This is a genomic window from Streptomyces sp. NPDC030893, from assembly GCF_055571535.1.
Genome location: NZ_JBVIFC010000001.1, coordinates 40,241 through 52,954 on the forward strand (window position 1 = coordinate 40,241; position 12,714 = coordinate 52,954).

10 protein-coding genes are annotated in these 12,714 nt (G+C 71.6%); 9 read left to right on the forward strand and 1 reads right to left on the reverse strand.

Features of this window, described 5'->3' with window-relative positions; genetic code table 11:
* The first annotated feature begins 34 nt into the window (after positions 1–34).
* From ACZ434_RS00155 to ACZ434_RS00195, 9 genes are all read left to right on the forward strand, one after another.
* The gene (locus ACZ434_RS00155; RefSeq protein WP_468450130.1) at positions 35–937 is read left to right on the forward strand and encodes a hypothetical protein; all 903 of its coding nucleotides are present in this window, start codon (positions 35–37) and stop codon (positions 935–937) included.
* Positions 938–1,099: 162 nt separating this feature from the next.
* Complete coding sequence (locus ACZ434_RS00160; RefSeq protein WP_468450132.1) at positions 1,100–2,458, forward strand: nitrate/nitrite transporter; 1,359 nt, start codon at positions 1,100–1,102, stop codon at positions 2,456–2,458.
* Positions 2,459–2,578: 120 nt separating this feature from the next.
* Positions 2,579–3,736 carry a uroporphyrinogen-III synthase gene (locus tag ACZ434_RS00165; protein WP_468450134.1) on the forward strand — a complete coding sequence of 386 codons (1,158 nt, stop codon included), beginning with the start codon at positions 2,579–2,581 and terminating at the stop codon, positions 3,734–3,736.
* Positions 3,737–3,844: 108 nt separating this feature from the next.
* On the forward strand, positions 3,845–4,441 hold the full coding sequence (locus tag ACZ434_RS00170) for a CGNR zinc finger domain-containing protein (protein WP_468450136.1): 597 nt from the start codon (positions 3,845–3,847) through the stop codon (positions 4,439–4,441).
* A gap of 294 nt (positions 4,442–4,735) precedes the next feature.
* Positions 4,736–5,320, forward strand: a complete 585-nt coding sequence (locus ACZ434_RS00175) for a sigma-70 family RNA polymerase sigma factor (protein ID WP_004930798.1) — start codon at positions 4,736–4,738, stop codon at positions 5,318–5,320.
* A gap of 74 nt (positions 5,321–5,394) precedes the next feature.
* Complete coding sequence (locus ACZ434_RS00180; protein ID WP_468450138.1) at positions 5,395–6,159, forward strand: anti-sigma factor family protein; 765 nt, start codon at positions 5,395–5,397, stop codon at positions 6,157–6,159.
* A gap of 60 nt (positions 6,160–6,219) precedes the next feature.
* Positions 6,220–8,517, forward strand: a complete 2,298-nt coding sequence (locus ACZ434_RS00185; RefSeq protein WP_468450140.1) for a HelD family protein — start codon at positions 6,220–6,222, stop codon at positions 8,515–8,517.
* Between the two features lie 375 nt (positions 8,518–8,892).
* Positions 8,893–10,302, forward strand: a complete 1,410-nt coding sequence (locus ACZ434_RS00190) for an NAD-dependent malic enzyme (RefSeq protein ID WP_468450142.1) — start codon at positions 8,893–8,895, stop codon at positions 10,300–10,302.
* Between the two features lie 396 nt (positions 10,303–10,698).
* Complete coding sequence (locus ACZ434_RS00195) at positions 10,699–10,980, forward strand: HU family DNA-binding protein (RefSeq protein WP_004987462.1); 282 nt, start codon at positions 10,699–10,701, stop codon at positions 10,978–10,980.
* Positions 10,981–11,134: 154 nt separating this feature from the next.
* Here ACZ434_RS00195 and murA read toward each other — a convergent pair whose 3' ends face one another.
* Positions 11,135–12,481 (reverse strand): UDP-N-acetylglucosamine 1-carboxyvinyltransferase, encoded by a 1,347-nt coding sequence (murA, locus tag ACZ434_RS00200; protein ID WP_468450145.1) that lies wholly within the window; start codon positions 12,479–12,481, stop codon positions 11,135–11,137.
* Positions 12,482–12,714: the final 233 nt, after the last annotated feature.

Below are 12,714 nucleotides of genomic sequence, written 5' to 3' on the forward strand. Positions count from 1 at the left end.
GGGGCGACCGGTCGGCACGGGGGAGCGGGTGCGGATGAGCAAGCGGCAGACGCGGAAGATGCTGCGGTTGATGGCGAGCGGGGAGCCGGTCGAGCTCACCAGCGCGATGGCGTCCGTGAAGAAGCTCGCCCGACTCGCCTTCATCGCCCAGCAGTTCGGGTACGAGTACGCGGACGTACGGCAGGGCGGCGGGAACAACAGCCAACTGAGGATGGTGATCGTGCCGGATCACAGCCCCCAGGCCCGCGCCCGCGCCGCGCAGAACTGGGCGCAGTACCCGAACGCCGGCGACGGGGTGTCGGTGCCGCCCCTGGTGCCGGACGCCTTCGAACTCCTCAAGGCCCGCATCAACTTCGACCTCACCGGCAAGAGCGCCGAGAAGCGGATGGGGTACGGGGCGATCGGCGTCACCATCGGCTGCGCGATCCTCGCCTTCCGGTTCGGGGGCGAGTCCACGGACTTCGCCGTCGCGGGCGTGATCTGGCTGGTCCTCATGGCCGTGTTCGGTGTCGGCCTCGCCGTCAACCGCAAGCGCAACGCCAAGTTCGCGGCCCGGCTCCAGGCGGCCGGATTCGCCCCGGTGACGGACGAGACGGGCCGGGTCCGCTACCTGCCCCCGGGCGGGCAGTTGCCGGGCGGGCAGGGCAATCCCTTCGGCGGCGGCCCGTACGGGCCCCCGGCGCCCGCACCGGGGATGCCGGCGCCCGCACCGGGGATGCCGGCACCGGCGCCGGGGATGCCGGCACCGGCGCCGGGGTACGGCTACGGTCACCAGCCCGCTCAGCCCCCGATGCCGTACGGACAGCCCCAGGCCCCCGGCCCCTACACACAGCCCCAGACCCCCCACGCCCCCGGCCCCTACGCCCAGCCCCAGCCCCACCCTCCGTACGGGCCCCCCGCCCAGCAGAACCCCTACGGGCAGCCCCCGCAGCGCTGAAGCCACCGCGCCGTGCCGCACCTCTCACCCGGCCCCCGGCACGGGTGAGAGCAACGTTCCCTGCCGGTCACCGCGTGCCACAGCGCCGAAACCCCGCCTCCCTACCTTCGGGACCATCCCCTCGCGGCACCCGTCCGCGCCCCGGAGAACAGTGGAGGCCCCATGACAGCCCCCAGCGGCCGCTGGATCGAGCAGTGGGACCCGGAGGACGAGACCTTCTGGAACCGCACCGGAGAGCGGATCGCCCGCCGCAATCTCCTCTTCTCCGTGCTCTCCGAGCACATCGGCTTCTCCGTCTGGACGATGTGGTCCGTGCTGGTGCTCTTCATGGGCCCGGAGTACGGGCTCACCCCGGCCGACAAGTTCCTGCTCACCTCGATGGTCACCCTGGTCGGCGCCGTCGTCCGGATCCCGTACACCTTCGCCGTCGCGGTCTTCGGCGGGCGGAACTGGACGGTGATCAGCGCCGCGCTGCTGCTCGTGCCCACCGTCGCCGCGTTCGCCGTGATGGAGCCGGGCACGTCCTTCAGCACGTTCCTGCTCGTCGGCCTGCTGGCCGGCATCGGCGGCGGCAACTTCGCCTCCTCCATGACCAACATCAACGCCTTCTTCCCGCTCCGGAAGAAGGGCTGGGCGCTCGGACTGAACGCCGGCGGCGGCAACATCGGCGTCCCGGTGATCCAGCTCGTCGCGCTGGCGATCATCGGTGCGAGCGGGGGACCGCGCGTGCTGCTCGGCCTCTACATCCCGCTGATCGTCGTCGCCGCCGTGCTCGCCGCGCGGTACATGGACAACCTCGCCTCGGTGCGCAACGACACCGGTGCCGCGAAGGACGCCGCGCGGGACCCGCACACGTGGATCATGTCCTTCCTCTACATCGGCACCTTCGGGTCGTTCATCGGCTACAGCTTCGCCTTCGGGCAGGTGCTCCAGAGCCAGTTCGGCCGTACGCCGCTCCAGGCCGCCTACGTCACCTTCATCGGCCCGCTGCTCGGCTCCCTGATCCGGCCGGTGGGCGGATGGCTCGCCGACCGGTACGGCGGTGCCCGGATCACGCTGGGGAACTTCGTCGCCATGGGCGCGGCGACGGCCGTGCTGATCACCGCGTCCATGCAGAAGTCGCTCGCGCTGTTCACCGCCGCCTTCGTGGTCCTGTTCGTGCTGACCGGTCTCGGCAACGGATCGACGTACAAGATGATCCCCGGCATCTTCCAGGCGAAGGCGCTGGCCCGGGGGCTCGGGGGCGAGGAGGCGGCCGCGTACGGGCGGCGGCTGTCCGGGGCGGCCATGGGGCTCATCGGCGCGGTGGGCGCGCTCGGCGGGGTCGGGATCAACCTGGCGTTCCGCCAGTCCTTCCTCTCCTACGGCTCCGGCACCGGAGCGTTCGTGGCGTTCCTCGCCTGCTACGCGGTCTGTTTCGCGGTCACGTGGGCCGTATACCTGCGCCGCGCGGCGGCCCGGCCGACGGACCCGCATGCCGCCCCGGAGGAGAAGCCGCAGCTCAGCTACGCCAGGGTGTGACGTAACACTGGTGACACGAAGCCGAACCGAGCCCGTCATGGATCGTTGACAGGCTCGGCCGGTGTGGAGGGCGAGCCGCATCTCCGCGCGGTACGCCGACTCGAGCGCGGGACGAGAGCCATGGACGACGAACAAGAGCAGTCACCGGAGCAGCACGGGCCACTCGCGGGGTTCACCGTGGGGGTGACCGCGGCGCGCCGGGCCGACGAGCTCGGCGCGCTGCTGGAGCGGCGCGGAGCCGCCGTGCTGCACGCCCCCGCCCTGCGGATCGTGCCGCTCGCCGACGACAGCGAACTGCTGGCCGCCACCAAGGACCTCATCGGGCGGGCCCCGGACATCGCGGTCGCCACCACCGCCATCGGCTTCCGGGGCTGGGTGGAGGCCGCCGACGGCTGGGGGCTGGGCGAGGACCTGCTGGCGCGGCTGCGCGGGGTGCGGATCCTGGCGCGCGGGCCGAAGGTGAAGGGCGCGATCAGGGCCGCCGGACTGACCGAGGAGTGGTCGCCGGCCTCGGAGTCCCTGGCGGAGGTGCTCGACCGGCTCCTCGAGGAGGGCGTCGACGGGCAGCGGATCGCCGTACAGCTGCACGGTGAGCCGCTGCCGGGGTTCGTGGAGGCGCTGCGGGAGGGGGGAGCGGAGGTGGTCGGGGTGCCGGTCTACCGGTGGCTGCCGCCGGAGGACCTCGGCCCCGTCGACCGCCTCATCGACGCGACCGTCGCCCGCACCCTGGACGCGGTCACCTTCACCAGCGCGCCCGCCGCCGCGTCCCTGCTGTCCCGCGCGGAGGAGCGCGGACTGCTCGACGACCTGCTCGCCGCCCTCGGCCACGGGGTGCTGCCCGCGTGCGTCGGCCCGGTCACCGCGCTGCCGTTGCAGGCCCGCGGCATCGGCACGGTCCAGCCCGAACGCTTCCGGCTCGGCCCGCTGGTCCAGCTGCTGTGCCGGGAACTGCCCGCGCGGGCGCGCGCGTTGCCCGTCGCCGGGCACCGGATCGAGATCCGGGGGCACGCGGTCCTGGTGGACGGCGCGCTCAAACCCGTACCACCGGCCGGGATGTCCCTGCTGCGGGCGCTGTCCCGGCAGCCCGGCTGGGTCGTCTCCCGCGCGGAGCTGCTGCGCGCCCTGCCGGGCGCGGGCCGCGACGAGCACGCGGTGGAGTCCGCGATGGCCCGTCTGCGTTCCGCCCTCGGCGCCCCGAAAGTGATCCAGACGGTCGTCAAACGCGGCTACCGCCTCGCCCTGGAACCGACGTCGGAGCCCGGTCGCGGGGACGGCTGAGCACGGGGGGTTCCGGGGGCGGGGGCGGGCGGGCACTGTGGGAGGTGAACGGTTTCCCGGATCGCTCACCGGCCCCGCGCGCGGGGCCACCTAGGCGGTGGCAGGAACATGACACTGGGTACGGTCACGGCGTCCTACGAGCTGAGGTTCGACACCGGGCGGGTCTGCCTGGATCTGCTCGCGACCACCCATCCCGAGGAACGGCTCGACTCCGTACCGGTGCTGCGCGCCTGGATCACCGGTTCCGGACTCGTGCCGGAGGACACCACGCTGGCCCACGCGGACCCCTCCTGGCTGCCTGCCTTCCGCGAACTGCGCACACACCTCGCCCCGTTGGTGCGCGGCCGCCCCGCGCCCGGTGTCCCCTCGTACGATCTCGCGCTCGCCCGGGTGAACGAACTCGCCCGCGCGGCGCCCCCGGCGCCCCGCGCGGTGCCCGGCGAGGACGGCGCGCTGGTGCGCCGCCTGGACGCACCGCCCGGCCGGGCCGCGCTGCTCGCGGCCCTCGCGCGGGACGCGGTGGACCTGCTCACCGACCCCGCCGCCCGCGCGAGCCTCAGGCAGTGCGAGGGCGACAACTGCCCCATCGTCTACGTCGACACCTCCCGGGGACGCAGGCGGCGCTGGTGCTCCAGCGAGATCTGCGGCAACCGCGAACGCGTGGCCCGCCACCGCCGCCGCGCGGCTGCCCTCGCCCGCGCCTGACGGGTGTCCGGATTCGACAACCTCCGCCGCCTGTGCGGCTTCTGTGCGCCGCGTGGGGCGTATGGCGTTGAAGTGACGTCCGTTACACCCGCGTTCGACCCCGCCGGGTCACGGCAGGCGCGACCGCCTCCACCGCTGTGTCGGAAATGTAAAGAAGTGGCGGGGAGAATGTGCACTCATGTCCCGGTCGGCGCCCCGGCCCGCAGAAATCCGCCGACTTCCGTTGAACACCCCGCCCCCGCCGTCCGTACCGGTTGTCGAGCGACCGACTGGGGGATCCCCCGGACACCGGAGGTGGGCGTGCGCAAGGATGCGGCCGTGGCCAATGAACGTGGAGCGAGGGCCCGACATCGCATGTCCTCACAGCCCTCGGAACCCGACGAGGAGTTGATGCGTGCGCTGTATCGCGAGCACGCCGGGCCGTTGCTGGCCTACGTCCTGCGGCTGGTCGCCGGAGACCGGCAGCGCGCCGAGGACGTCGTACAGGAAACGCTCATCCGTGCCTGGAAGAACGCCGGTCAGCTCAATCGGGCGACCGGTTCGGTACGCCCCTGGCTGGTGACGGTCGCCCGGCGCATCGTCATCGACGGCCACCGCAGCCGGCAGGCCCGGCCGCAGGAGGTCGATCCGTCGCCGCTGGAGGTCATCCCCGCGGAGGACGAGATCGACAAGGCGCTGTGGCTGATGACGCTGTCGGACGCGCTCGACGACCTGACCCCGGCCCACCGGGAGGTCCTCGTCGAGACGTACTTCAAAGGGCGTACCGTCAATGAGGCGGCGCAGACACTCGGCATACCCAGCGGCACCGTCCGCTCCCGGGTGTTCTACGCCCTGCGGTCGATGAAGCTGGCTCTGGAGGAGCGGGGGGTGACGGCGTGATGAGTGTGTACGGGGGAAACCAGGGATTCGGCACGGGCGGTACGGGTATGTCTGGTGCCATGGAGGGATCACCGGTGCCGAACGAGCACGAGACCGTCGGTGCTTACGCCCTCGGTATCCTCGACGACGCCGAAGCCACCGCTTTCGAGGCCCACCTCGCGTCCTGCGAATGGTGCGCCCAGCAACTCGACGAACTCGCCGGTATGGAACCGATGCTGGCCGCGCTCGCCGACCTGCCCGGCACCGGGACGCCCGCCCTGGGCGAGTCCCTGTCCGCCAAGCCCTCGCCCCGCGTGGTGGAGAAACTGGTCGACGAGGTCGCCGAGCGCCGCGCCAGGAAGCGCCGCCGCAACTTCTACATGGTGGCCGCCGCGGGCGCCCTGATCGTCAGCGGCCCGTTCGTCGCCGTCGCCGCGAGCGGCGGGAGCGACGAGAGCGGCGGAGGCGGGAGCGGTACCAACCGGACGCTCGCGGCCGACTCCGCCAAGGACGCCTTCGACCGCGCCCCCGACAAGATCTCCGCCACCGACCCCGGCACCAAGGTCTCCGCGACCGTGGCGCTGGAGGAGAAGACCTGGGGCACCGGCGCGGTGCTGGAGCTGAAGAACGTCACGGGCGCGCAGAAGTGCTCCCTGATCGCCGTCGGCAAGAACGGCGAGCGGGAGACCGTCACGTCCTGGTCCGTCCCGGAGTGGGGCTACGGCCTGCCGGACGCCAAGACCGACAAGGCCCGCCAGCCGCTCTACATCGAGGGCGGCGCCGCGTTCGAGCCCAACGAGATCGACCACTTCGAGGTCATGACCTTCGACGGCAAGCTGCTGGTGGAAGTGGACGCGTAGCCTCGACGGGCCCCCTTCGCGTACGGTTGACGGCTGCCCAGCACGTCAGAAGGGGGCCCGGTGGCCGCTCAGGCGCAACAGGAAACCGCGGTCGAACCGGTTCACGACTCCGTTCGGGACCGGGAGATCCGAGTCGAACAGGAACACCTGGACCGGGTGTACCGGCGCCTCGAGGAGAAGATCCACGAGGCGGAGTTCCTCATGGCCGACGCCGCCCGGCGCGGCCACGTCGGCACGCCCGGCGCCCTCGCCGAGCGGGACGCCCAGGTGTTCCGGGCCGGCATCCACCTCAACCGGCTGAACAACGAGTACGAGGACTTCCTCTTCGGCCGGATCGACCTGCTGCCCGGCAAGGACGGCAAGAAGGGCCCGGACGGCGCGTACACCGCCGTGGAACCGGCCGACGGGGCCATCAGGCCCGACAACACCGCCGACATCGCCGAGACCCTGCACATCGGCCGGATCGGCGTCCTCGACGAGGACTACGCCCCGCTGGTCATCGACTGGCGGGCGCCCGCGGCCGCCCCCTTCTACCGCTCCACCCCGGTCGACCCCGGCCGGGTCGTGCGGCGCCGCGTCATCCGCTCCAAGGGGCGCAAGGTCCAGAGCGTCGAGGACGACCTGATGCGCCCCGAGCTGACGGCGTCCCTGGACGGACGCGAACTGCCGGTGATCGGCGACGGCGCCCTCATGGCCGCGCTGGGCCAGGCCCGTACGCACACCATGCGCGACATCGTCGCCTCCATCCAGGCCGAGCAGGACCTGGTGATCCGCGCCCCCGCCGCCTCCGTGACGTACGTCGAGGGCGGGCCCGGCACCGGCAAGACCGCCGTCGCCCTGCACCGCGCGGCCTACCTGCTCTACCAGGACCGGCGCCGGTACGCGGGCGGCATCCTGATCGTCTCGCCCACCCCGCTCCTCGTCGCCTACACCGAGGGCGTGCTGCCCTCCCTCGGCGAGGAGGGCCAGGTCGCCATCCGCGCCATCGGCTCCCTGGTCGACGGCGCCGAGGCCACGCTGTACGACTCCCCGTCGGTGGCCCGCGCCAAGGGCTCGTACCGCATGCTCAAGGTGCTGCGGAAGGCCGCGCGCGGAGCACTCGAAACGAACGATTCACCCCAGCGGCTGCGCGTCGTCGCGTTCGGCCGCCGGCTGGAACTGGAGGCCGAGGAGCTGGCGGACATCCGCCGCACCGCCCTCGGCGGCACCGCCCCGGTCAACCTGCTGCGCCCCCGTGCCCGCAAGCTGCTCCTGGACGCCCTCTGGGAGCGCTCCGGAGCCGGCCACCGGCACACCGACCCGGAGCTGGCCGCCGAGCTGCGCGCCTCCTTCGACGAGGACATCACCTCCGAGGACGACTTCACCGGCTTCCTCGACGCCTGGTGGCCCGAGCTGACCCCGGCCGCCGTCCTCGACGCCATGGCCGACGAGAAGCGCCTGGGCCGCTGGGCCCGGCGGATCCTCAACCCGGGCGAGGTGCGCAAGGTCGCCCGTTCGCTGAAGCGGGACGGGCACTCCGTGCACGACGTCGCGATGCTCGACGAGCTCCAGGCGATCCTCGGCGCCCCGGCCAAGCCCCGCAGGAAGCGCGAGCTCGACCCGCTGGACCAGCTCACCGGCCTGGAGGAGCTGATGCCGGTGCGTGAGGAGAGCCAGCGCGAGCGGGCCGAGCGGCTCGCCCAGGAACGCGTCGAGTACGCGCACGTCATCGTCGACGAGGCGCAGGACCTCACCCCGCTGCAGTGGCGCATGGTCGGCCGTCGTGGCCGGCACGCCACCTGGACGATCGTCGGGGACCCGGCCCAGTCCTCCTGGTCCGACCCCGACGAGGCCGCCCAGGCCCGCGACGAGGCGCTCGGCACCCGGCCGCGCCGCCGTTTCGAGCTGACCGTGAACTACCGCAACCCGGCGGAGATCGCCGAGCTGGCGTCGCGGGTGCTCGCCCTCGCCATGCCCGGCTCCCCGTCGCCGAGGGCCGTACGCTCCACCGGCGTCGAGCCGCGGTTCGCCGTCACGGAGGGCTCCCTGGGGGAGACCGTGCGCGCGGAGGCGGCCCGGCTGCTGGAGCGGGTGGACGGCACCGTCGGCGTGGTGGTCGCCATGCAGCGCCGCGCGGAGGCCCGGCGCTGGCTCGAAGGGCTCGGAGACCGTGTGGTGGCGCTCGGCAGCCTGGAGGCCAAGGGCCTGGAGTACGACGCGTCGATCGTCGTCTCCCCCGCGGAGATCGCCGACGAGTCCCCGGCCGGGCTGCGCGTGCTCTACGTCGCCCTCACCCGGGCCACCCAGCAGCTCACGGTCGTCTCCGCGGACCGCGACGAACCGGACGCCGACGGGGTGCCCGATCTGCTGAGGGAGTGAGGGTGCCGGACCCGCGGGAAAAGCGCGGGTGCCACGGGAATGGTCCCGCGGCATCCGTTTGTTAGCCTGGATGTGGCACCGGCCCGATCCAAGCCCCCGGGCCCAACCTTCGTCGCTACGAGCGACCACTTGCCGCGAGGCGAGCATGGCGGGTCGGTGTCACCAAGCGTGTGAGAGGCCCACGTCACTTCCGAAGTGACGTGGGCCTCTTTTGCTGCCGTCTCTCCTCTCGTATGGTGGAAACTGTTTTCCGGTAGACGGCACGTGCCAGTGAACAAAACGTCCGCAATCCCAGGCGGCTACCACGTACTCGGGGGTAGGTGCGACGATCGGACGGCACATTTCGCGACACGGTAAAAGCAGAGGAAGTCGGCCATGGCAACGGCGCCCAGCGTCTCCTACTCGATGACCATCCGGCTGGAGGTGCCCGCGGGCGGAACCGCGGTCTCCCAGCTCACCGGGGCAGTCGAGTCCCACGGAGGCTCGGTGACCGGCCTCGACGTGACGGCGTCCGGCCACGAGCGACTGCGCATCGACGTCACCATCGCCGCCACCTCCACCGCCCACGCCGAGGAGATCGTCGAACAGCTGCGCGCCATCGAGGGCGTCACGCTGGGCAAGGTCTCCGACCGTACGTTCCTGATGCACCTCGGCGGCAAGATCGAGATGGCGTCGAAGCACCCCATCCGCAACCGTGACGACCTCTCCATGGTCTACACCCCCGGTGTGGCCCGGGTCTGCATGGCGATCGCCGAGAACCCCGAGGACGCCCGCCGCCTCACCATCAAGCGCAACTCCGTTGCGGTCGTGACGGACGGCTCCGCCGTACTGGGCCTGGGCAACATCGGCCCCAAGGCCGCGCTGCCGGTCATGGAGGGCAAGGCCGCCCTGTTCAAGCGGTTCGCCGGCATCGACGCCTGGCCGCTCTGCCTGGACACCCAGGACACCGACGCGATCGTGGAGATCGTCAAGGCCATTGCCCCGGGCTTCGCCGGCATCAACCTGGAGGACATCTCCGCGCCGCGCTGCTTCGAGATCGAGGCCCGGCTGCGCGAGGCCCTCGACATCCCCGTCTTCCACGACGACCAGCACGGCACCGCGATCGTCGTCCTGTCGGCGCTCACCAACGCGCTGCGCGTCACCGGCAAGTCGATCGACGGCATCCGCGTCGTGATGTCCGGTGCCGGCGCGGCCGGTACGGCCATTCTGAAGCTGCTGCTCGCCGCCGGTGTGAAGAACGCCGTGGTGGCCGACATCCACGGTGTGGTGCACGCCGGCCGCGAGGACCTGGTGGACGCCGTCCCCGGTTCCGCCCTGTGCTGGATCGCCGACAACACCAACCCCGAGAACCTCACCGGCACGCTGAAGGAGGCCGTGCGCGGCGCGGACGTCTTCATCGGCGTCTCCGCCCCCAACGTCCTCGACGGCGAGGACGTCGCGGCGATGGCCGAGGGCGCCATCGTGTTCGCGCTCGCGAACCCCGATCCGGAGGTCGACCCGGCAATCGCCCGCGAGACGGCGGCCGTTGTGGCCACCGGCCGCTCCGACTTCCCCAACCAGATCAACAACGTGCTGGTGTTCCCGGGGGTGTTCCGCGGTCTGCTGGACGCGCAGTCCCGCACCGTCAACACGGAGATGATGCTGGCCGCCGCGAAGGCGCTGGCCGATGTGGTCACCGAGGACGAGCTGAACCCGAACTACATCATCCCCAGCGTGTTCAACGACAAGGTCGCGGGCGCGGTCGCCGGCGCGGTGCGCGACGCGGCGAAGGCCGTGGGGGCGTAGACACCCGGCGGTGCGGGGGCTGTGAGGATCACCACGGCCGGTTTCACCCGGCGCGTCGTGGAACCCGTAGGTCCTGGCGGCCCTCTATCGTGGCGGCCAGACCCGGGCTCCGGCCCCTGCTGTCCGCTGCCGGAAGCGGACGGAGCGTCACCGCATCCCGCCCGTGCCGCTCGTCGTGTGACTCCCACGGGTGTACGCACGACTCCCTGCGGGTGGCCGGATTGGCGCTACCACCGCTGGTAGAGGCAGGATGCGTCCCTGGGCGCGAGGGTCTGACGACGGACCCGGGTCCGGGGACTCACCGAGGAACCTGGCAGCATCGGCTTCGCCGTGCCCCACACGCGGCTCGTGCCGCGTGGCACGCCTCAACGGCAAGAAGAACACGGGAGTAAGAACATGAACCGCAGTGAGCTGGTGGCCGCGCTGGCCGACCGCGCCGAGGTGACCCGCAAGGACGCCGACGCCGTGCTGGCCGCGTTCGCCGAGGTCGTCGGCGACATCGTCTCCAAGGGCGACGAGAAGGTCACCGTCCCCGGCTTCCTGACCTTCGAGCGCACCCACCGGGCCGCTCGTACCGCGCGCAACCCGCAGACCGGTGAGCCGATCCAGATCCCCGCGGGGTACAGCGTGAAGGTGTCGGCGGGCTCGAAGCTCAAGGAAGCGGCCAAGGGCAAGTAAGCGCTCCGCTGAGAGCGCGGTGGGCAACTGCGGGTCCGTTGTGGCTGGTCGCGCAGTTCCCCGCGCCCCTCGCGCACGTTCCACATACGCCGTTGGGGCGGTCACCGGTATCAGGTGACCGCCCCAACGGCGTATGTGTTCGTGCGGGGCGGGACTATCCGAGGGCCTTGCCGGGGAGTTCGACCTTGGCGCCCAGTTCCACGAGCTTCTCCATGAAGTTCTCGTAGCCTCGGTTGATCAGGTCGATGCCGTGGACGCGGGAGGTGCCCTGGGCGGCGAGGGCGGCGATGAGGTAGGAGAAGCCGCCGCGCAGGTCGGGGATGACCAGGTCGGCGCCCTGGAGGCGGGTCGGGCCCGAGACGACCGCCGAGTGCAGGAAGTTGCGCTGGCCGAAGCGGCAGTCGGAGCCGCCCAGGCACTCGCGGTACAGCTGGATGTGCGCGCCCATCTGGTTGAGCGCGGAGGTGAAGCCGAGGCGGGACTCGTAGACCGTCTCGTGGATGATCGACAGGCCCGTCGCCTGGGTCAGCGCCACCACCAGCGGCTGCTGCCAGTCCGTCTGGAAGCCGGGGTGCACGTCCGTCTCGAGCGCGATGGACTTCAACTGCCCGCCGGGGTGCCAGAAACGGATGCCCTCGTCGTCGATCTCGAAGGCGCCGCCGACCTTCCGGTAGGTGTTCAGGAACGTCATCATCGAGCGCTGCTGGGCGCCGTGGACGTAGATGTTGCCCTCGGTCGCCAGCGCGGCGGACGCCCACGAGGCGGCCTCCAGGCGGTCCGGGAGGGCGCGGTGGGTGTAGCCGCCGAGTTTGTCCACACCGGTGATGCGGATCGTCCGGTCGGTGTCCATCGCGATGATCGCGCCCATCTTCTGCAGGACGCAGATCAGGTCCTCGATCTCCGGCTCCACCGCCGCGTTGGACAGCTCGGTGACGCCTTCCGCGAGCACCGCCGTCAGCAGCACCTGCTCGGTCGTCCCGACGGACGGGTACGGCAGCCGGATCTTGGTGCCGCGCAGCCGCTGCGGGGCCTCCAGGTACTGGCCGTCCGCCCGCTTCTCGATGGTCGCGCCGAACTGGCGCAGCACGTCGAAGTGGAAGTCGATCGGCCGGCCGCCGATGTCGCAGCCGCCCAGACCCGGGATGAACGCGTGCCCGAGCCGGTGCAGCAGCGGACCGCAGAACAGGATCGGGATCCGCGAGGAACCGGCATGGGCATCGATGTCAGCGACGTTGGCGCTCTCCACGTGCGTGGGGTCGAGCACCAGTTCACCCGGCTCGTCACCGGGACGGACCGTCACGCCGTGCAGCTGCAGCAGACCCCGTACGACCCGGACGTCGCGGATGTCCGGAACATTGCGCAGCCGGCTCGGGGCGCTGCCCAGCAGGGCGGCGACCATGGCCTTCGGTACGAGGTTCTTCGCACCGCGGACACGGATCTCGCCCTCCAGCGGGGTTCCGCCGTGGACAAGCAGTACGTCATCGACGTCGTTGACGGTCATGGATCTCGCGTTCCGTGGTGAGTGGGGCAGGGGTTCGAAGCCACAGCGTAATCGCCCCGGACCCCCCTTCCGTAAGCCCGCGTACGGACTGGGACCGTCATGGATCTGTCACAACACGAACCGTTCCGGAGCGGCCACGGCCCGTCACCTCCGCGGCCCCCGTTTTCCCGGCCGCATTCACCCCCGTACCCGCATTGCCTCCCCCTGCGGGGGGAAGATGCGGGATCATGTCT

What these genes read in the sequence shown, in the direction of transcription:
- ACZ434_RS00170 (WP_468450136.1), top strand. Translation starts at nt 3,845, where the DNA reads ATGACACTGGGTACGGTCACGGCGTCCTACGAGCTGAGGTTCGACACC.
- ACZ434_RS00190 (WP_468450142.1), top strand. Translation starts at nt 8,893, where the DNA reads ATGGCAACGGCGCCCAGCGTCTCCTACTCGATGACCATCCGGCTGGAG.
- ACZ434_RS00160 (WP_468450132.1), top strand. Translation starts at nt 1,100, where the DNA reads ATGACAGCCCCCAGCGGCCGCTGGATCGAGCAGTGGGACCCGGAGGAC.
- ACZ434_RS00165 (WP_468450134.1), top strand. Translation starts at nt 2,579, where the DNA reads ATGGACGACGAACAAGAGCAGTCACCGGAGCAGCACGGGCCACTCGCG.
- ACZ434_RS00195 (WP_004987462.1), top strand. Translation starts at nt 10,699, where the DNA reads ATGAACCGCAGTGAGCTGGTGGCCGCGCTGGCCGACCGCGCCGAGGTG.
- ACZ434_RS00155 (WP_468450130.1), top strand. Translation starts at nt 35, where the DNA reads ATGAGCAAGCGGCAGACGCGGAAGATGCTGCGGTTGATGGCGAGCGGG.
- murA (WP_468450145.1), bottom strand. Translation starts at nt 12,481, where the DNA reads ATGACCGTCAACGACGTCGATGACGTACTGCTTGTCCACGGCGGAACC.